Genomic DNA, 20918 nt, shown 5'->3' with positions numbered 1-20918 from the left:
ATCAAGGTTAAAGGACAAAAGTGTAAATTAAAATTTAAACTTATCCATCTGCGAATAATTATTTTTGTATGATTTAGCCGTTGGCGGGTTAATTTATCATGCTTTCGGATCCGGAAGCGCATTGCAGGCTCTTCTGGTTACCTGAAAAAATTAATCCTGTTCTCCGACTCAAATCTTTTCCGAATGGGAAAACATTTAAAGGTCTTCGAACAGGATCAATTTTCCCTGTTGAATAAGGAAGGTCCTGATTATTTAGGCATCAACACGGTATCCACAACGTGGATCACACCATTTTTCTGCATTACATTGGCGATGGTAACGGTAGACATGCCACCTTTTTCATCTTTCAATACTAACTTATTTCCATCCATCCATGCCCATAATTTTCCACCGCTTGCGGTAGTGAATTCAGCTTTACCTTTTCCGGCTTTGATGGCTTTTGCGATATCGGCAGCGGTCAGTTTTCCGGGAACAACGTGGTAAGTAAGGATTTTGGTTAACAAAGCTTTGTTTTCTGGTTTAACTAACATTTCAACTGTTCCTGCCGGAAGTTTTGCAAATGCTTCATTGGTAGGTGCGAAAACAGTGAATGGTCCTGCTGATTTTAAAGTTTCTACCAGTCCGGCAGCTTTTACTGCTGCAACAAGGGTGGTATGGTCTTTAGAATTTACGGCATTATCAACAATGTCTTTATTGGCATACATCGCTGCGCCACCAACCATTGGATTTTTCTGTGCTTGTGATGTAAATGCGATAGCTACGAAAGCAATTACGGTAAAGAATGTTTTTTTCATGATAGTAGTTTTTGTATGGGCAGATACGAGGAAATCTTCGGGTCGGTTTTTGTTATATTTAAAAAAGCATTAATCTTTTTTCTATTCTGCTGGTCATAAGAATTATACCTCAAACAACCAAAGTATGAAAACACCGGTAAAGGTTATTTACTCATTTATAGCTGTTCTGCTCTTCACCATATTTTTCTGTTCTTTTAAAAATAGTGGCTCAGTGGTTTATAAGCCGGCTTTTCCTTACCGACAGGCGGGATTGACGGAGCGTCAGGCAGCAGCACATTTACTGAGCAGGTTTAGCTATGGGGCGAAGAAAGGGGAGGTAGATGCCGTATTGAAAATCGGATTGGAGCGATGGTTTCAGCAACAGCTGGAGGGTACACTTCCCGATGATAGCCTGAATTTATTATTGAATAAATATGAAGATATAAATTTGACGAATACCGAAGTCGAGAATAAATATCCAAGAGCAAACAGGGTATTAAAGCTAGCCATACAGGATGGATTTATCAATAAAGATTCCGTTAATAAAGGGGATCAGCCAGCGTATCGTGCCCAGATCCGGGCCTATATGGCGCAAAAAGGATTGAAGCCGGAACAGGAATTAATAAGACAATTTATCAATCAAAAGATACTAAGAGCGGCTTATACGAATAATCAATTGAAAGAATTGCTGACCGATTTCTGGTTCAATCATTTCAATGTATCGCTTACCAAAAATCAATGTGTAGCCTTTGTTCCTGCCTATGAACGCGATGTGATCCGTCCTAAGGTGACGGGGAAATTTGAAGATTTACTCCTTGCAACGGCTAAATCGCCGGCCATGCTCATTTATCTGGATAATTTTAGCAGTACCGGAACTCCGGTAAAAAACAACCTGAATCAGCCTTTGATGAATAAGAAAGGGAAACCGGTACCCGCAAAACGGAAATCCGGAGGACTGAATGAAAACTATGCGAGGGAAGTGATGGAGCTGCATACCATGGGCGTAGACGGAGGATATACCCAATCGGATGTGACCCAGGCTGCAAGAGTATTGACCGGCTGGACTATGGCACCAATGGGTGAAGAAGGTTATGGATCGGGGATGAAAAAGATTATTGATCAGGTAGGGGAAGAGAATTTGAAACAAAGGGGTTTTGTAAGAGATGGCGACTTTTTATTTGTTCCAAACCGACATGACAATGAAGCGAAAACCGTGTTAGGAAAGGATTTCCCTGCCGGAGGGGGCTATGAAGAAGGCCTTGCCTTATTTGACTTATTAGCCAATCATCCGGCAACCGCCAAATTTATCAGTAAAAAAATAGCCACCAGGTTCGTCAATGATCATCCTGCGCAAAGCCTGGTGGATAAGATGGCAAAGACTTTTAGCAAAACCAAAGGGGACATCCGACAAGTGATGATCACCATGGTTTCGGCTCCCGAATTCTGGACTAAAGATGCCCTCAGAGAAAAAACAAAATCACCATTTGAATTGACTATTAGTGCCCTCAGAGCATTGGATGCAGATATTACACAGCCTTATCAGCTCTTCAGCTGGGTCAATAAAATGGGACAAAAAATGTATTATTATCAGGCACCTACCGGATTCCCGGATCAAGGACAATACTGGATTAACACAGGCTCCTTGCTCAATAGAATGAACTTTGGACTGGCCATTGCCGCCCAGCGTATTCCGGGTGTCCGGATAAATCTTGCGGCATTGAACGATTTTCATGAACCGGAAAGTGCCGAAGCCGCCTTACTAACTTATGGGAAAATGATGATGCCTGAGCGCAATCTAACGGAGACTTTTAAAAGACTTAAACCGATGCTAAATGATCCTTCACTGACCAATAAAGTAGCGGATGCAGCAGATAAAACCGCGGGTAAAACGGATAAAAGCACCATGGAAGAACAGCAGCCGGTGGGGCAAAAGGAAAAAAATAACAATGCCATGTTGGCGCAGGTAGTGGGTGTAATCATCGGGTCGCCTGAATTCCAGCGTAAATAAATCGTAAATAAACTAAGAACATCATGACTTCAAGAAGAGGATTTATAAAAAACGGTGGACTGGCGTTATTCGGCTTCGGTATTGGCGGAATTCCAGGTTTTCTGACAGAAGCAGTCGCCAATACCAGCGTTCCGGGATTATTCAACAGGAAGAAAATACTGGTTTGCATTTTCCAACGTGGGGCAATGGATGGGTTGATGGCCGTGAGCCCATTTACCGATCAATACCTGCAACAAGCGCGACCAAATTTAATGATGAGCGCTGCCAAAGCCACCAAAAATACCCCCTTAATAGATCTGGATGGCCGTTTTGGGCTTCATCCCTCCATGGCAGCCTTCGAATCCGTATTCCGGGATAAGCGCATGGGAATTGTGCATGGCATCGGATCTCCCAACAATACCCGGTCTCATTTTGATGCTCAGGATTACATGGAATCTGGTACTCCCTTCAAAAAAGGGACAGACAGCGGCTGGTTAAACCGGGCGGTAGGTTTATTGGGGCATGATGGTGCAACTCCATTTCAGGGCGTTAGCCTGACCTCTTCCTTGCCAAGGTCCTTTTATGGCGCCAATCCGGCACTGGCCATCAGCAACCTCCAGGATTTTAATATTCAAATGAGAGGGAATAGGAATGGCGCTAATCTGGCAGCCAAAAGCTTCGAAGATTTATACGATCAGACCTCCTCAGAACTGCTCAAGGATACCGGAAAGGAAAGCTTTGAAGCAATAAAGATGTTGCAGAAAACCGATACAAAGAATTATAAACCGGGCAATAACGCGGTATATCCGAACACGGCGCTGGGCAATTCCCTGAAACAAATCGCACAGCTGATCAAAATGAACGTAGGCATGGAAGTGGCCTTTGCAGAGTCTGGTGGATGGGATACCCATTTTAACCAGGGCACCGATACCGGCATTTTCGCCAGAAATGTAGGCGACCTTAGCAATAGCATCATGGCCTTCTGGACAGATATGGGAACGCTACAGGATGATGTTACCGTCATGACCATGACCGAATTTGGCCGTACCGTTAAGCAAAACGGAACCGGTGGCACAGACCATGGCCGTGCTTCCTGCAATTTCATTCTCGGCAATGGGGTAAGTGGCGGACTGGTACATGGGAATGTGCAGCCGATGGCCATAGAAAACCTCGAAGATGGTAGAGATCTGGCCGTAACCACCGATTTTAGAAGCGTGTTTTCTGAGGTGGCAGACCGTCATTTGAACCTTCATAACGATAAAGTACTTTTCCCCGAATGGGATGGGACTAAAATTGGCGTGATGAAATAAGAATCAGCTCAGATTTTAATATTTTATCATTAATTTGGCCTTGATTAAGCTGAGTTCAGGATCGTTCCCCCGTATTTTTATGAAGAAAGAATTTTTGTATTTGTTTTTAGCATCGGCCATGATGGCCTGCACTCCACAAGGTGACCATAAAGGGGGAGCTACAGCTTCCGAAACTAATGGCGAAACGACGGAGAGAAATCCTACAGATTCTACCTGTTGCAATTCCAACCTTCCTAAAAGATACGGTGTCCTTCCGGATGCAACCTCCCTTTCCAGCGGTAAAAGGAACAAATTTAACCATACCGGCATGAAACTTATTCCTGCGGGCTCCTTCAAAATGGGTGCTTCGGATAAAGAAGGACGCAGAGACGAATACCCTGCACATGAGGTAAAAATGGACGGTTTCTGGATCGATGAAACCGAAGTGACCAATGCTCAGTTTGCCGAATTTGTAAAGGCAACAGGCTACCTGACCCAGGCAGAGCAGAAACCGGATTGGGAAGAAATCAAAAAACAACTGCCTCCAGGCACTCCAAAGCCATCAGACGACCAATTACAACCCGCATCATTGACTTTTTCTCCGCCAAACGGACGTGTAGACATCAACGATGTTTCACAATGGTGGAGCTGGACTCCCGGTGCCAGCTGGAGACATCCTCAAGGCCCAAATAGCAGTATCAAAGGAAAAGAAAATCACCCTGTAACCCAGATCTCCTGGTTTGATGCAAATGCTTATGCGAAATGGGCAGGAAAGCGATTGCCAACCGAAGCGGAATGGGAATATGCGGCCAGAGGTGGACTAAAAGATAAAAAATACCCATGGGGAGATGAAGACCTGACTACAGGAAAGGTAAAAGCGAACACCTGGCAGGGAGAATTCCCCTATTCAGATAAAAAGACCGATGGTTACGGCAATGTTGCGCCCGTAAAATCATTCGCTGCAAACGGCTATGGCTTATACGATATGGCAGGAAATGTATGGGAATGGACAGCCGATTGGTACCGTGAAGATTACTATCAAAAACAACAACAGCAAGGGATGGTAAGCAATCCTAAAGGACCAAAAGATAGTTATGATCCGCAGGAACCAGGAATCCCTAAGAAAATCATCAGGGGAGGTTCATTTATGTGTCACTCTTCGTATTGTAAAGGGTATCGGGTAACTTCCAAAATGAAGTCTTCGATGGATACAGGACTGGAGAATACCGGTTTCCGGTGTGTGTCCATGTGATATTCTTGAACCAGTCCTGATCTCGTGCTACCTACCTATGGCAGCTTATTGAAATCTATTTCAGGATGTGTTTTTCCTGTAGATTTCCTATGAAATGGCGTCTTAATGGGTGTGAAATCATTAAAGAAACCGCAATTTTTCAAGTAGAAAGAAGTACCGTCTGTACCGCCGGTATAGTCTTTTCTGTAATTGATTCTGGCTGTCGCATCCGCTGTGAATACCACATCAGTTACTTCATACCATTTTCCGGAAGTATCAACTGCCCATTGGTTTTTATAATCGCCTCTGCGCGACTGAGCACCTGTTGGTGGAGAGAAGTTTTCCAGGAAAGAATAGATGCCCTTTAAGTATACTGCTGCTTGTGGACGATCAAAACTAGCCACCAATTGCCAGTCGCCTTTTTCAAGATCCTTGAAGTAAGCCGTATAAGTAGTGGTGTTTTTTGATGGATTAGGCTTTGCATGGGTCAAAAACGCATAACTCTTACCCGCTTTCCATGGGTAATACATATAGCTTTGTCCGCCGGAACCTTCATTACCGAATTCTCCGGTTTTGGTGGTATTTCCTTTTTTCAACAGTACAATCTTCATGCTGTCAGGGATAGATTTCGGATCATCCGTAGTAAACGGGCTCCATACAGAGAAAAGTACCCTGCGTTCTGTCGGAGAGTTTACCTGCATGCCAAAATAACCACCGCTAAAGCCGTTGGCCATATAATAAGTACCTACTTTATCTTCGCCCTCAGGAACCATAATTTCATTATAGAACCATTCTACTTTTTCCGCTGCTTCCGCAGGAATAACATAGTTTAAATGTACGGATGGGCCTCTTCTGCCCCAGTGAAAATAACCACCATCGCTATTTTTTACGTAAACAGCGCCTTTGGAAAGGGCAGAGCCGCTCACTAATAAGTCCGAAACTTCGGCAAATACTTGTCCGGTTTTACTGATACCTTTCAGCTCTACTTTAACATAACCCGGTGCTTTGATATTTACCTTACCTAAGGGTATAATCTCCGTTTTCGTGTTGTTTAGTGTTTTAGTAAAAGTCTTTCCGGCTACGGTAACGCTGATTTTGCTGTTTCCTTCCGGAACGCTTAGTTTGAGCGATAAATCGGCTGTTCCTACAGTCTCTGTTCTAAAATAAATGGCAATTACATCGGAGGCCTGATTCCAATTGGTTAGGCCCTGATCTTTAATCCTTGCAGTGCCGCCTTTTTCTACATATGCATTGCCTCCTAATGGGATGGTGATGCTTTCAGGCTCGATTTCAGCCCTGCTTCCGGCAAAGGACGCCGGAAGGATCAGTAGCTGAAAAGCAAGAAGGAATAAGCTTAATTTCTTCATGTTCATTTGTGTGTGTATTGGTTTCTTAGTGGTTTGTAAGATGAAATTAGGAAAAGAGAAAGTAAAAGAAGGAACAAAAACCAGTCAAACGTTTGCGTTGCCCATTTAGGGCGTTATTATCTAAAATATAGGTACGTTCGATTAAGCAATACAATCTAAACACATAAATGAGAACAATTTTTACCACACTATCCTTATTATTGGCCTCTTCGGCAGTAATGAGCCAGCAATTACCAACGGAGTTGCAAACTCCAGAGGTGGTTTCTGTAAACAGGATGCCTATGCGTGCTACGGCATTTGCTTATGAAAGCAAGGCATTGGCATCAAAGCGTGAAAAGGAGAAGTCGAACTACTTTCTAACCTTAAACGGACAATGGAAATTTAACTGGGTACAAGACCCGAGACAACGTCCGCAAGAATTTTTCAAGACTACTTTTGACGATACAAAATGGGATAATTTTAAAGTTCCGGCCAACTGGGAAACCAATGGTTATGGCTTACCGATCTACGTAAATCACCCTTATGAATTTGCAGGTCGCAAATTGATGGGAGAGAAAATGAACCCTCCATTCGATATTCCTGAGGATAACAATCCGGTAGGATCTTACAGAAAGAAGTTTACCCTACCAGAAAACTGGGATGGCCGTCAGACTTTCATCCACCTTGGTGCCGTAAAATCTGCTTTTTACATCTGGGTGAATGGTAAGAAAGTTGGTTATAGCGAAGACAGCAAGCTTGCTGCGGAATTCGATATTACCAAATACCTTAAAAAAGGAGAAAATCTGGTTGCTTTACAAGTTTACCGTTGGAGTGACGGTAGCTACCTGGAGTGTCAGGATATGTGGAGAATCTCTGGTATAGAGCGCGATGTTTACCTTTATTCTACGCCAAAAGTAGATGTAAGAGATTTCAAAGCGATTGCTACTTTAGATAAAACCTTCAAAAACGGATTACTATCATTTGAGGCAGAGATCAACAACTACAAAATTGAAAGAGGAACGCTTCACAGTACCCCGGACACTTTTTCTGTAGCTTTAGAACTGGTAGATCCAAAAGGAAAAACCGTTTATACAGAAGAAACAAAAGGTATAAACAAAGTTCTTGGAAACTATAAAGCGAACGTAAAGCTACAAACGGAAATCCCGAATGTTGCGGCATGGACAGCGGAGACGCCAAACCTTTATACTTTATTCATCTCCCTGAAGAACAAAAAAGGAGAAGTACTGGAAGTGATTCCACAAAGACTTGGTTTCCGTACGGTAGAATTGATTAACAACAATTTCCTTGTGAATGGTAAAAGAGTGTTCTTTAAAGGCGTAAATCGTCATGAGCACAATGCGACACAAGGGCATACCTTAACTAAAGCAGACATGTTGAAAGACATGGAAATGATGAAGAAACTGAATGTGAATGCCGTAAGACATTCTCATTATCCACCGGATCCATTCTGGATGGAGCTTTGCGACGAATACGGATTATATGTAATTGATGAGGCGAATATTGAATCTCATGGTCGTTATTATGACCTTGCTTACACGCTTGGAAATGATAAAGAATGGAGAATGCCACACATGGAGCGTATTACCAGAATGTATGAACGCGATAAAAATCACTCTTCAGTAATCACCTGGTCATTAGGAAACGAAGCTGGTAACGGTAGAAACTTCTATGAAGGTTATGATTGGTTGAAAGCACATGACGGTCGCCCGGTACAATACGAACGTGCGGAAGAAGATTTCAATACAGACATGATTGTTCCTCAATATCCTGATCCAAACTGGTTGAAAAGCTATGCGAACAGCAAGCCAGACCGTGCTTTGATCATGAGCGAATTTGCACACATCATGGGAAACAGCCTTGGTAACTTTAAAGAGTACTGGGATGTGATCGAAAGTCAGCCAAACCTGCAAGGGGGATACATCTGGGAATGGATTGATCAGGCGATTGATACTGTGAAAAACGGAAAACGCATCGATGCTTATGGTGGTGATTTCCCACTAAGTGGTCCGGTAAATGAAAACTTTAGCGACAACAACTTTAGCGTTAAAGGTGTGGTTACGAATCACCGTGGCATGACTCCAATGGCCGTAGAGGTGAAAAAGGTGTATCAATACATCAAAACCAAATACAATGGCAACAACACCATCAGTGTAAACAACTCGTATTTCTTCAAAGGACTGGAGAATGTGAAGTTAAACTGGGAGTTGTTAGAGAATGGCAAAATCGTTGAAAAAGGAACTCAAAACGTACTTAGCATCGCGCCAAGGACTGAAAAAGAATTGAGCTTGCCGGTTAAAACGAAAGCTAAAGCAGGATCAGAATACTTCCTTAACGTATATTACGACTTAAAAACAGCAGAACCTTTCCTTCCTTTAGGATACACGATTGCAACGGAACAATTTGCCTGGAATGGTACGCCACAAGCGGTAAATCAAGGCACAGCAACCGGTACCTTAACGGTAGAAAAAGCAGCTGGAAAAACCCTTGTTAAAGGAAAAGACTTCGTAGTAACGTTAGACCTTGAGAAAGGAATGATGACTGGTTATACTGTAAAAGGTACTCAATTGTTAACTGAAGGCCCACAACCAGGTTTTTGGCGCGCACCAACAGACAATGATATCGGTGCTGGTTTTAACAGTAAACTTAGAAAATGGAGAACAGCTTATGCAGATGCTAAAGTAAGCGCTGCGGAAGTAACTACTGCTCCTTCCGGCGAAGTAACTGTCGTGTTTAAAAAAGATCTGGTGGATGGTGATGCTACGGTAGCACAAACGATTACCATCAGACCTGACGGTGTGTTAAAAGTAAACAACCGTTTTACGGCCAATAAAGGTAAATACCCTTTAATGCTACGTGTGGGTAATGATTTACAGTTAAACGCAGGATTGAATAAAATCAATTACTATGGTCGTGGACCAGGTGAAAACTATTCAGATCGTAAAACAGCTTCTTTTGTAGGGGTATTTAACCAAACCTTAGACGAGCAATACTTCCCTTACGCACGTCCTCAGGAAAGCGGAAATAAAACGGAAGTACGTTGGGTTAACTTCACAGATAAAAAAGGAAAAGGACTAAGTTTCGGTATGGTAGATAGCCTGTTGAGCTTCTCTGCACTGCCTTACAGTGTGGATGATCTTGATCCTGAAGTGAATAAAAAACAATACCATTCTGGTGAATTAGTGAAAAGAGACCGCATTTATATGCACTTAGACTTAATTCAGAGTGGTTTACAGGGGATCGACAGTTGGGGTTCTATGCCGTTAAAAGCATATAGGGTTCCTTTTGCTGCACATGAATACTCTTATTGGATCAAACCAATTAAATAATAGCCTATACCAAAAGCGGCCTTTCGAATCAATCGAAAGGCCGCTTTTTTATGCAGTTTTGTTTTATAACCGGATGTTTTCTAGCCTATTAAAAAATATTTGCGCAAACGTTTGCGCCTGATACCCCCGGCTTCTCTATAACTGCCTGAATTTTAAAGGATCACACCAACGATAGCCATCACTAAAGCGATGATCAGCGCAGGAACAAATCCGGTAATTTCGAAATCGTCAAACAGCTTGTCTGCTAATTTGATCATCAGAGCCGTTACCACTAAATGAACAAAGAAGGATAGAAATCCCAGGGTAACTACATTCAATGGCACCCTTAATATCCAGCCTAAAGTAGCATTTAGTAAGCCAATTACTAAGGCAACAACGATTGCCGTCCCGTAATTTTTAATTCTTACGCTAGGGAGTACATAAGTCATGCCCAGTAAAATACCGGCATTGACAAGGAGAGTGATGATAAAATTCATAGCTTTATTTTTGAAATTCAAGGGTTCAAAAATCAATCCAAAAATATTACCGGGCAGCCTTGTCAGCTGATTAAGTCACACTCGCTGTTCTAATGTACTTCGAGAACTTTAGGGGAAAGAATCGTTTCAACCAAACTCCTTTAACTTCTTTTCCGCCAATATAAACTTCTTCTTTGCGTAGTTTGACTGCTTTTACAATCATCTGAGCACAGATTTCCGGCAACATGCCAGCCTCTTGAGCTGCGTCCATGGTTCCTTGTGGCGTACCTGAAGGTGTTAGGGCGTTAAGCGTAACGTTGGTTTTAATGAAACCCGGACATACCAGGGTAATGTGAATCCCCTGATCATACACTTCCGACCGTAAGGAGTCGAAATAACCGTGTAAAGCGTGTTTAGAGGCCGAATAAGCAGAGCGTAGCTTTGTGCCAAACTTGCCTACCAGACTACTGATGCAAACGATATGACCGCCGCCGTTGGCAATCATCACCGGTAATACAGCTTTGCTTAAAGCTACCGTACCCCAGAAATTAACGTTCATCAGACGCTGTTCTACGGCAAGGTCAGTTTCTAAGGCCAGTCCGCGCTGACTAATCCCGCCACTATTGATCAACAGGTCAATCTTTCCAAAAATCCGGATGGCTTCTGTTGCTTTTTCCGCCAGTGCATCGGTGTTTTCCAGATCCAGCGACAATACATGCACGTTCATTTTACTTTTACAGTTGCCTTTTACGCGGAACAATTCATCCCTGTTGCGGGAAGAAATGATCAGTTTTGCACCCTGGTCATTATAGGCGTAAACCAGCGCTTCTCCTATACCGGATGAGGCTCCGGTGATCCATATCACTTTATCTTTCATTGCTGTAGGGCTATTTTTAACGGTGGTCTTCCGGAATGATGAACAATTCTGAGGCAATATGATCGGCAAATAACTTCCCGTCTAAGGTTAAAGTTAAGTGATCATGCTCATTTACCAGCCATTTTCTTTCGATAAATGGTTTGATGCTTTTCAGCGTATCGGCCAGGAATATCTTGCCAAAATCGGCAGTAATTTTATCCAGACTGGTTCCCCACATGGTGCGTAAGGAGGTCATGATGTATTCATTAAACCGGTCGTACAGGTCTAATGTTTCTATGGTTTCAGGCAAACGGCCTTCTCTGATGTCACTTAAATAAGCCGCATTGTTGGCTACATTCAGGTAACGCGTATGGCCATCAAAGCCATGTGCAGAAGGGCCGATGCCCATATATGGGATGCCACGCCAGTAATTGGTGTTGTGAACCGCATACTTACCGGGCTTTGCAAAATTAGAAATCTCGTAATGTTCAAATCCGCCTTCTTTCAGCTTATCGATCATGGTGATAAACTGCGCTGCACTTTGTTCCTCATTTACCGGTGTTTGTTTGCCTCTTTTGATGGCACTGGCAAGCGCGGTCTTTGGTTCTAGGGTTAAGGCATAAGCCGAAATATGTGGCGTTTGAAACTCGATGGCTTTATTGATATTACTCAGCCATTTCTGGTCGGTGAGTAGGGGATAGCCGTAAATCAGGTCAATGCTTAAATTCTCAAAGCCAGCATCCTGACTTCTTTTGATACAATCTTCAGCTTCCTGTGCATTGTGCGCACGGTTCATCCAGATCAGGTCTTCCTCAAAGAAAGACTGGATTCCAATGCTGAACCGGTTGACTGGCAATTGTCTCAATTCCTTGATTTTTTTAGCATCCAGGTCATCGGGGTTGGCTTCAATCGTAATCTCTGCATCCGAAGCAATAGAAAAATGTTTGGTCAAGGTATTGAAAATCTTTTCAAATGCTGCGGTAGGGAGTACGGAAGGGGTGCCTCCGCCAAAGTAAATACTGCCAATCTGATGGTCGGCAACTCTGTCCTTTTTCTTGATAATTTCTGTGCAAATCGCATCAGTCATCTCATCAACGTATTTTAAAGAGGTGCTGAAGTGGAAGTCGCAATAAGTACAGGCCTTTTTGCAAAATGGAATATGGATATAGATACCGGACATCTGACAAAAGTAAATAATTTAAAGGGCTAACGGGATTGCTGGTGTAATTTTTAGTTTATCGCGTTCATCACATTTTTTGGCTGGTTGATCACATTTTTACAGGAGGCATTGTTTGCTTTTGTACTATTGTGTCAGTAAAAATTAACGCCTTAAGATAATGTATAAACATGCAAGTATTAAATTTAAAAGTGATGCCGCCAGGACTGAATTCTGGATTGTTACCGGATTTATTGTAGCCGCATTATTGTTAAACATAGTTGATATTCTACAGATGAGCATACCGGTACTTGTTAATACCCGTCCTCCGGTTAGTGGTCTGTTAATCGCTTCAATATTTAAGCACCTCCTCATTTTTATCAGTTATCTGTTGCTTTGTTTTTATGTTACCCCTGCCTTTGAGAAGCCACAAGGACGCGCGTCAAATACCCTTTTTGTTTTTGCATTTATTGCGCTATGGTTTACAGTAGATGTTATCAATATCTACTTTGCGGCTTTGCTGGCGATCAAAATGCTGCTCCTGTTTTTGAACAGGAACAAGGAAAACAAAGAGAATGCTTTGTGCTATGAAGCGGCTCTGCTTGTGGCTTGCTGGATGCTCCTCACCATGAGTTTATTATTTATCCCTATTCCCATCAAGCTTAAATATTTTTTTATGTACGAGGGGCCGGTTGCCATAGTCCTTTATTTGTTTGTGGTACATCGCTTACTTCCCTGGATTTCCTTAAAAAAGTTTAAGTTCCTGACCTATTTTTCGCTGATGTTGTTAATCACGATTTTATCAACCCTGGTCATCTTAGCAGGATCCTTCGGCCTCTGGCTTGCAGATCAAGGAGTGGATAATCTGAATATTGAAATTGGCGTTATTGGCAATGCCTTAACTCAGTTACTCCTGATCATGCCCCTGGCCTGGATGATTTACAATAGCCGGAATGCGAAACAAGAGGAGGAGATTAAAACACTCAAAACCGAACTGGGGAAGTCAGATGCCAGTCTTAATTTTTTAAAATCACAGATCAATCCGCACTTTTTATTTAACGCATTAAATACTTTGTATGGCACTGCGCTACAAGAAAATGCAGATCGTACCGGGGAAGGGATACAAAGATTGGGGGATATGATGCGGTTTATGCTGGAAGAAAATATCAAGGATCAGATACTGCTGTCAAGGGATATTGATTATTTAGAGAATTACATATTGCTCCAAAAGTTGCGGGTGGCTACCTCCCCAAATATAACGATCGAGACAAAGATTGAAGCTTACGATGGCCAGCTTATGATCACACCAATGTTATTGATCCCCTTTGTAGAGAATGCTTTTAAGCACGGGATTAGCCTTTTAAACCCATCATACCTAAAAATAACTCTGCAAACCAAGGGTGATACGCTCTATTTTGATGTGCATAATAGTATTCATATCAGAAGCGAAAGTGATCCGGAGAAAGGTCAGAGCGGAATCGGACTGGAGAATGTGAAACAAAGGCTTACTTTATTGTACCCCAACAAACACGAACTCGTCATCCATGATAATGGCAAAGAGTTTTTTATCCACCTTAAGCTGGAGTTGGCGATTAATAATTAATTTTAAAGGATGATAGCTATTGCCATAGATGATGAACCGATTGCGCTGGAGGTGGTCAGCTCACACGCTGCTAAAGTTTCTTTTATCGAGTTGAAGGCTACTTTCACCAATGCGTTTGAAGCGATTGTCTATTTACAGCAAAACAAAACCGACCTGATTTTTCTGGACATTAAAATGCCTGATATCAGCGGAATTGATTTTTTGAATAGCCTCAGTAATCCGCCGATGGTGATTTTTACAACCGCCTATTCTGAACATGCGGTCAAAAGTTTCGAGCTTGATGCGGTTGACTATCTGCTAAAGCCTTTTTCATTGCCCCGTTTTTTGAAGGCCTGTAATAAAGCACAGGAACTTCATGCTTTACGTACCAGACAAGATAAAGAGGAATTGACAGCTATTTTTGTAAAGGACGGCTATGCACAAGTTAAAGTCCAGCTGGATGAGGTCTTGTTTATTGAAGCTGCAGGGAACTACAGCAAAATATATCTGGAAGGCGGCAGGTTATTGAGTACGAGGGTGACCATTGCTGAGATGCAAGGGTTGTTGCCTGCTCAACGGTTTATACGCACACACAGGGCTTTTATAGTGGCCTGTGATAAGATCAGTAGGTTTGATCGGGCAGAGATCAGTATTCGTGAGCATACCATACCCATTGGAGCGATCTATTCGCAGTGTTTACAAAGTTTTTGTTAGCACAATACCAATTTTTCGTCAAGCTATAGCTTTATTTTTGATCGTGTTTTTAATGGGAGTGTTTTATCTAAACTGCTTCGGCTTCAGTTTTTGAGCTGCAAGCTCCACGATTTCGGTAATTCTTTTTTGTCTGGTTTCTGGTCGTTTGGCAAGAACAACCCATTGAAGTATCATTTTTTTAACGGACTTGCTGAGGCCGTCAAAATAGTCTGCTGAACCTGGTTGTAATTGGAATGCTGCTTCCAGATCTGTCGGTATCATCAATTCCTCAACCTCGTCCATCAGGGACCATGAGCCGTTTTTCTTCGCGACTTCAATACTTTTTAAACCTGCTTCTGCCATTAATCCTGCTGCGATCAACTGCTCAACTTTTGCTTTGTTAACCTTCGACCAGTTGCTGGTTGGTTTTCGCTTACAGAAGAATTGTACAAAACTTTCAGCATCAACCGTTTTTCGGGTACTGTCAATCCAGCCAAAGCAAAGTGCTTCGTTTACTGCATCGCTCCAGGTGATACTCGGTCTGGAGGATTTTTGTTTATACTGAACAAGCCAGACAGATTGGCTCGAAATATGATTTTCTGTTAACCAATTTCTCCACTCTTCCTGGTTTGCCGGGCAAAAAGTGGCTACTTCCTTGTGTGGCATGATATCATTGTGATTAAACGAATACTGCCTACTAAAATACAGAATTGATCGGCTTAACAAGCAATGACTCGGTAAAACTGTTCTCAAGATGAGTGAAGTAATAATAGTTGTCCGGCCGCTCAATCTCTCTAATCGGATTGCAACCAGTTTTCAGCTGTTTCCTGTATCTTTGATGTAATTGAATTTTACTTAAACCGGCAATTCCTAAATGGACGCACTACTTAAAAAATATGATTCCCTGGTATTGAATTACAACAAAGTGATTGTGGAAAGCTTTAATCCGGTAGATTTTCAGGAATACAATGAGATTTTATTTTCCGCTCATAGTTGTGCAGTGGAGGGAAATACCTTTACGGTAGCGGAAACATCCGCGCTTAAAGAGCAGGGGTTAAGCCTGAAACTACAGAACAAATCTTTGTATGAAGCACATGAAATTCTCGATCATTTCAAGGCTTACGAATTTTTATTTAATAACCTGAGCCAGCCTTTAACGGAAGACCTGATTAGACAAACACAGCAGATTTTAACGCAAAATACCCTGAAATTTGCCAAAGGCTTCGAGCCTGGTGAATATACAGATACGCAAATGGCTGCGGGAGATACTGTGTTTGGAGATTATAAAACCAGTATTGCGCGTATGCCTTCCTTAGTTGCTGCTACACAGGAGGCGATTGACAAAGCTGAACTTCATCCGCTGGACATTAGCGCCAGGTTTCACCAATTTTTTATCTATCTGCATCCCTTTCCTGATGGAAACGGGCGTACTGGCCGCTTGATCTCCAACTTTATACTGGCGAAGTTCAACCAACCCCACGTCATTATTGGCGCTGTGGAAAAAGCCAGCTATATTGAAGCTTTGAAAAGTTCAGCTAAACACAAAGACACTCAGATTTTAACCGCCTTTTTCGCGGAAACTTCCATGTATAGAATGCAACAGGAAATAGACCAGAAGAAAAACCTTACCCGGAACTTCATCATGAGCTTTGATCCGCCAAAAAAGAACAAATAGTGTTCTAGTATTGGTCGGGAAGAGCGTTTATTCTTGTTAGGGTTGACTAAACTTTGGGAAAAGGTCTGGATAGTAAAAGGTATACCAAAGTACCAGCAACCTATGACGAACCCTTTCCATCCCCTATCTGAAGATGCCACTCTTCCCGACCACAACCCGACCACTTCCGCTGTGCTTTCTCAAAACCAGGATTGCTGTACTACCTTGTATCCGGGCGATACTTGATAATCGCTAAAACCACATCTGAAAACCGTTGGGAAACTAATACATATTTAACCTAAATTTGCAGCAATGAATTTAAATCGCATCATCCTGCTGCTGTCCTTTCTTTGTATGGCTAGCTTTTCTAAAGGTTACGCTCAGACTCCTGATCTTGCTGCGGATACGCTGCAGGTAAGCCCTGCATTTCCTAGGAAAGTATTGAAGGATGCCGCATATTTTGCGAGACAACGATTTGTGACCGATTCCATCATCACACATACCTGGATATTGCCCGATTCCCTGATCGATAAAAACATCATTATCGACAGTATCATCAAAGCAAATTCTACCGGCCGTACCGACCTGTTGCACCGCTACCGGGAAATCGGGGATTTAAAGAAAATTTCTTCCATCCGGACCGGCAAACCATTGCCGAAAGGAGAGCGCTGGGTACTCGCTGTACTGGTGGTTTTGCTCGCGATATTCGCCGCTTTAAAAATTTCTTTCTCCAAACAATTGCAAAGTATTGTGCAGTCATTCTTTAGTAATCGGGTGCTGAATAACCTGAATAGGGAAGATAATTTGTTTACTTCCTGGCCTTTTCTACTCCTGTTTGTACAGTTCGGATTCACTTTAGGTATGTTTTTTTACCTCGTTTCTCAGTATTATCACCTCTCTTTTGTGAGTAGTGGTTTCCAGTTTTACCTGAGCATTTCTATCCTGATTGTCGTGTTATATGTCGTGAAAATTCTCATTTTACGTCTTTTAGGGTATCTCTTTGAGGTGCAAAAAGCCGTAAATGAATACGTTTCCATATTATATTTAAGTTACTTTAATCTATCCTTAGTTTTCATTCCCCTGGTAATTGCTTTTGCCTTATCTCCTTTAAGGTATGGATCTTACTATGTAGTAGCTTCTTTTGTACTTCTCGCAATTATCTTTATTTTTCAGTTTATTAGGGCAGGGATAAATATATTATCTCATTATAGATTTTCTAAAGTGTATTTGTTTTTGTATTTTTGTGCCCTCGAAATTTGCCCTATATTAATATTAATCAAGGCAATAGGATTTTAAAGCGGTAATTAGGTAAAATGCAAGAAAAGACAGAAGATAGGTTACGTAAAGTGAAAAGTATACTGATCACCTTACCAAAACCGGAAACAGAGAAGTCTCCTTATTTTGATTTGGCAAAGAAGTACAACCTGAAAATTGATTTTAGATCATTTATTCATGTTGAAGGCATCCCAGCCAGAGATTTCAGAAAAGACAAAATCACTTTGAGTGATTTTACTGCAGTAGTGTTTACCAGCAGAAATGCCGTAGACCATTTTTTCAGAATTTGTGAGGAAATGAGATACGACGTCCCCGCTGACCTGAAATATTTCTGTATTTCAGAATCTACCGCTTTGTACCTCCAAAAATATATCCAGTACAGGAAACGTAAGATCTTTTTCGGTAAACAAACAGCTGCTGATTTAGCAGAAGTGTTGAAGAAACATTCTAACGATAAATTCCTTTACCCATGTTCTGATATGGCTACGGAAGATACCATGAACTTCTTACAGAAAAATGGTTACGACTTTACCCCGGCCGTATTGTTTAGAACAGTAGTTTCTGACCTTTCTGATCTTGCCGAAGTTTTTTATGATGTGATCGGATTCTTTAGTCCTTCCAGCATTCAGTCGCTCTTCACCAATTTTCCGGAATACCACCAGAACAATACCCGCTTTGCAGCATTCGGTGTAAATACCCATAAAGCAATAAGTGATGCTGGTTTAATCGTAGATATTGCTGCACCTTCACCGGAAGCTCCATCCATGATTATGGCCATCGAAAATTATATCAAAAAATCTAATAAATAACGTCAAACGGTAAATTGCGCGCTTTAGCGCAATTTATTCTATTTTTTTTTTGAGGGTTAGGACTTTTTACTTTGAAGTAGAAATCACTTTCCTACAGGCGTTTGATGCGTTTCTCTGAACGGATTTCTCTGTTCATTATTATACCTCCCCGTATTTTTATGGCTTATTAGTTGTTAATGTGAATCTTAATATATAAAATTGCTATAAAATTGATGCGAATATATGAGGAGAAACGTCTACTTTTTGGGAATTATAGCAACCATACTTCTAGCTAGCTGCGGAAAAGGCGGCCAGGGCGAGTTGGTGGGGGTATACAATAAGAAGTTTAAAAATAACCGTGTACCTTTAGGAATGGTGTATGTGCCACCAGGAAGAACCTTAATTGGAATGTCTGATGAGGACATTAACAATTCGCAGACTTCCCCAAGTCGCATGACCTCTTTTAGCGCCTTCTTCATGGATCAAACGGAGATCTCTAATGCAGAATACCGACAGTTTGTAAACTGGGTAAGGGATTCTGTGGCAGTCACCACACTCGGTCCAACTGTAGCCGCTAATTTTTATAAACCAGTTCCTGCCAATGCAGGCCCTACTTCTGCTTCCGAACGTAATATAGACTGGAAAAAAGTAGGCAATGGCTCCCTGTTATGGAGTCGGAAAAATGGTGGCTTCGGCGCCAAATTAACCGATATGTATTATAGCGGTGCTGATGCCTTACCCGGCAGAACAGAAATCGACGTTAGAAAGCTGAGATACGCTTATAGCTATAAAAGTACCGATCTGGAAGCCGAAGGCCGTAAAGATCCTACTAAAAAAAGACAGGATTTTATCGTCACTTACTCCGATCTTCCTGATCCTGAAAAATCAAACCAGTTTCCTTCTGTAAATGTTTACCCGGATACATTAGTCTGGAAAATAGATTATTCTTATTCTCAGAATGATCCTATGGTGAAAACCTATTTTAATCACCCTTCTTATGATGATTATCCGGTAGTAGGCGTCAACTGGGAACAGGCAACTGCATTTTGTGTATGGCGTACCCGCTTCTATGAGTCGGTAGCCGTAGCCAGAAAACAACCACTAAACTCCAGACCAGAATACCAATTGCCAAGTGATGCGCAATTTGAATATGCGGCAAGAGGTGGTAATGTGAAAACAAAATACCCTTGGGGTGGCCCATATATCCGCAATACCAAAGGATGTATGCAGGCGAATTTTAAAGTCGGACGTGGAAATTATTCTGATGACGGTGGTTTATATACCGTTAACGTGAAGTCTTATTTCCCGAATGATTACGGCTTGTACAATATGGCTGGCAACGTTTCTGAATGGACCGTTACCGCTTACAATCAATCAGCAGCTCCTTTACTGCTCGATTTCAATCCAAACTTTACGTACGTTGCTAAAGCGACAGATAGCAAGTATCTGAAACGCAAAGTAGTACGTGGTGGTTCATGGAAAGATATCGGATTTTTCCTTCAAAACTCTGTTGGTACTTATGAGTACCAGGATCAGGCCAGATCTTATATCGGCTTCAGATGTATTTCCGCTTACCCGGGATCTGATATCAGGAATAGAAACTAAAAAACAATATATACCAAACTCATCCTAAAAAATGGTAGCAAACCGTAAATTCGATAAAATGCACCTGGCTATATCGCTCGGAGCCAGCGTAGTTATTCTTGGCGCGCTTTTCAAAATCCTTCACCTTGGTGGTGTATGGGGTAATTACATGATTGGAATTGGATTAGGCGTAGAAGCAGTTTTATTTGCTTTAACCGGATTCATCCAGCCAGAACCAGAACCAGCATGGGAAAGAGTATACCCTGAATTGAAAGACGACTATACCGGCGAATTGCCAACAGCAACGGTAAGAGGCGGCGGACAAGGTTCAGGATTTTCTTCTACTGCGGCATTGGATAAAATGTTGACAGATGCCAAAATCGGCCCTGAATTAATCGAAAGTCTGGGCAATGGCCTACGTACTTTTGGTGAAAAAGTAGCCACCATCTCTAATGTAGCTGACGCTTCTACCGCAACAGCAGAATTTGCTGGAAAGGTGAAAACCGCTTCTTCAAGCTTTGATGCCTTAAATGGTGCTTTCTCTAAAGCAACAAGTCAACTGGTAGAAATCGGCGAAAGTGCCGGTGCTTCTAAATCATACCATGAGCAGGTGAATGCTTTAGCTAAAAACTTAGGCGCCCTGAATGCAGTTTATGAATTAGAATTACAAGATTCTACGGCCCACCTGAAATCAATGAACAAATTCTATCAGAATATCGCTACAACGATGGATAACTTCAATGATTCTATGGAAGATTCTAAACAATTTAAGGAAGAAGTTGGGAAACTGGCTAAAAACTTAGGTTCTTTAAATGCAATCTATGGTAACATGTTGTCGGCAATGAATCAGCCACGTGTTTAATCCGTATTTAATTAGTGTTCATTTAATCATCAGACTTAAT

18 protein-coding genes are annotated in these 20918 nt (G+C 41.9%); 12 read left to right on the top strand and 6 right to left on the bottom strand.

The window, feature by feature from the left end; genetic code table 11:
* Nucleotides 1–248: 248 nt before the first annotated feature.
* Nucleotides 249–794: a fasciclin domain-containing protein gene (locus R2Q66_RS02375; RefSeq protein WP_316746391.1), complete on the bottom strand. Its 546-nt coding sequence runs from the start codon at nt 792–794 to the stop codon at nt 249–251.
* A gap of 124 nt (nt 795–918) precedes the next feature.
* On the opposite strand from R2Q66_RS02375, the gene R2Q66_RS02370 reads away from it, so the two are divergent.
* The 3 genes from R2Q66_RS02370 (at nt 919) to R2Q66_RS02360 (ending at nt 5301) form a co-directional block, all read left to right on the top strand.
* Nucleotides 919–2781, top strand: coding sequence for a DUF1800 domain-containing protein (locus R2Q66_RS02370; RefSeq protein ID WP_316746390.1), 1863 nt, complete (start codon nt 919–921; stop codon nt 2779–2781).
* A gap of 23 nt (nt 2782–2804) precedes the next feature.
* Nucleotides 2805–4070, top strand: a complete 1266-nt coding sequence (locus tag R2Q66_RS02365) for a DUF1501 domain-containing protein (protein ID WP_316746389.1) — start codon at nt 2805–2807, stop codon at nt 4068–4070.
* Between the two features lie 79 nt (nt 4071–4149).
* Nucleotides 4150–5301 (top strand): formylglycine-generating enzyme family protein, encoded by a 1152-nt coding sequence (locus R2Q66_RS02360; RefSeq protein WP_316746388.1) that lies wholly within the window; start codon nt 4150–4152, stop codon nt 5299–5301.
* A 35-nt stretch (nt 5302–5336) separates the two neighbouring features.
* Here R2Q66_RS02360 and R2Q66_RS02355 read toward each other — a convergent pair whose 3' ends face one another.
* Nucleotides 5337–6653, bottom strand: a complete 1317-nt coding sequence (locus R2Q66_RS02355) for a DUF3472 domain-containing protein (protein WP_316746387.1) — start codon at nt 6651–6653, stop codon at nt 5337–5339.
* Nucleotides 6654–6814: 161 nt separating this feature from the next.
* Here R2Q66_RS02355 and R2Q66_RS02350 point away from each other — a divergent pair, with 161 nt between their 5' ends.
* Complete coding sequence (locus R2Q66_RS02350; RefSeq protein ID WP_316746386.1) at nt 6815–9973, top strand: glycoside hydrolase family 2 TIM barrel-domain containing protein; 3159 nt, start codon at nt 6815–6817, stop codon at nt 9971–9973.
* Nucleotides 9974–10125: 152 nt separating this feature from the next.
* On the opposite strand, the gene R2Q66_RS02345 is transcribed toward R2Q66_RS02350, so the two are convergent.
* The 3 genes from R2Q66_RS02345 to hemW all read right to left on the bottom strand — a co-directional run bounded on the left by R2Q66_RS02345 (nt 10126) and on the right by hemW (nt 12464).
* Nucleotides 10126–10449 carry a phage holin family protein gene (locus tag R2Q66_RS02345; RefSeq protein WP_316746385.1) on the bottom strand — a complete coding sequence of 108 codons (324 nt, stop codon included), beginning with the start codon at nt 10447–10449 and terminating at the stop codon, nt 10126–10128.
* A 70-nt stretch (nt 10450–10519) separates the two neighbouring features.
* The gene (locus R2Q66_RS02340; protein WP_316746384.1) at nt 10520–11305 is read right to left on the bottom strand and encodes an SDR family oxidoreductase; all 786 of its coding nucleotides are present in this window, start codon (nt 11303–11305) and stop codon (nt 10520–10522) included.
* Nucleotides 11306–11321: 16 nt separating this feature from the next.
* Nucleotides 11322–12464 (bottom strand): radical SAM family heme chaperone HemW, encoded by a 1143-nt coding sequence (hemW, locus tag R2Q66_RS02335; RefSeq protein WP_316746383.1) that lies wholly within the window; start codon nt 12462–12464, stop codon nt 11322–11324.
* Between the two features lie 157 nt (nt 12465–12621).
* On the opposite strand from hemW, the gene R2Q66_RS02330 reads away from it, so the two are divergent.
* Both R2Q66_RS02330 and R2Q66_RS02325 read left to right on the top strand, forming a co-directional pair.
* Nucleotides 12622–14043: a sensor histidine kinase gene (locus R2Q66_RS02330; protein WP_316746382.1), complete on the top strand. Its 1422-nt coding sequence runs from the start codon at nt 12622–12624 to the stop codon at nt 14041–14043.
* 9 nt (nt 14044–14052) lie between these two features.
* The gene (locus R2Q66_RS02325; RefSeq protein ID WP_316746381.1) at nt 14053–14736 is read left to right on the top strand and encodes a LytTR family DNA-binding domain-containing protein; all 684 of its coding nucleotides are present in this window, start codon (nt 14053–14055) and stop codon (nt 14734–14736) included.
* Between the two features lie 63 nt (nt 14737–14799).
* Here R2Q66_RS02325 and R2Q66_RS02320 read toward each other — a convergent pair whose 3' ends face one another.
* Nucleotides 14800–15381: a YdeI/OmpD-associated family protein gene (locus tag R2Q66_RS02320; protein WP_316746380.1), complete on the bottom strand. Its 582-nt coding sequence runs from the start codon at nt 15379–15381 to the stop codon at nt 14800–14802.
* 208 nt (nt 15382–15589) lie between these two features.
* Between R2Q66_RS02320 and R2Q66_RS02315 the strand changes: the two genes are divergently transcribed.
* The 6 genes from R2Q66_RS02315 (at nt 15590) to gldL (ending at nt 20878) form a co-directional block, all read left to right on the top strand.
* Nucleotides 15590–16390 carry a Fic family protein gene (locus R2Q66_RS02315; protein WP_316746379.1) on the top strand — a complete coding sequence of 267 codons (801 nt, stop codon included), beginning with the start codon at nt 15590–15592 and terminating at the stop codon, nt 16388–16390.
* 102 nt (nt 16391–16492) lie between these two features.
* Nucleotides 16493–16615, top strand: coding sequence for a hypothetical protein (locus R2Q66_RS02310; RefSeq protein ID WP_316746378.1), 123 nt, complete (start codon nt 16493–16495; stop codon nt 16613–16615).
* Between the two features lie 66 nt (nt 16616–16681).
* Nucleotides 16682–17665, top strand: a complete 984-nt coding sequence (locus tag R2Q66_RS02305; protein ID WP_316746377.1) for a DUF4271 domain-containing protein — start codon at nt 16682–16684, stop codon at nt 17663–17665.
* Between the two features lie 17 nt (nt 17666–17682).
* Nucleotides 17683–18453 carry a uroporphyrinogen-III synthase gene (locus tag R2Q66_RS02300; RefSeq protein WP_316746376.1) on the top strand — a complete coding sequence of 257 codons (771 nt, stop codon included), beginning with the start codon at nt 17683–17685 and terminating at the stop codon, nt 18451–18453.
* Nucleotides 18454–18675: 222 nt separating this feature from the next.
* Nucleotides 18676–20037, top strand: a complete 1362-nt coding sequence (locus R2Q66_RS02295; protein ID WP_316746375.1) for an SUMF1/EgtB/PvdO family nonheme iron enzyme — start codon at nt 18676–18678, stop codon at nt 20035–20037.
* A gap of 31 nt (nt 20038–20068) precedes the next feature.
* Nucleotides 20069–20878, top strand: a complete 810-nt coding sequence (gldL, locus tag R2Q66_RS02290) for a gliding motility protein GldL (RefSeq protein WP_316746374.1) — start codon at nt 20069–20071, stop codon at nt 20876–20878.
* The last annotated feature ends 40 nt before the right edge of the window (nt 20879–20918 follow it).

The organism is Pedobacter gandavensis, assembly GCF_032677645.1.
GTDB classification, from domain to species: Bacteria; Bacteroidota; Bacteroidia; order Sphingobacteriales; family Sphingobacteriaceae; genus Pedobacter; species Pedobacter gandavensis_A.
The sequence above is the reverse complement of the archived record's forward strand: the minus strand, read 5'-3'. Positions and strand labels throughout refer to the sequence as shown.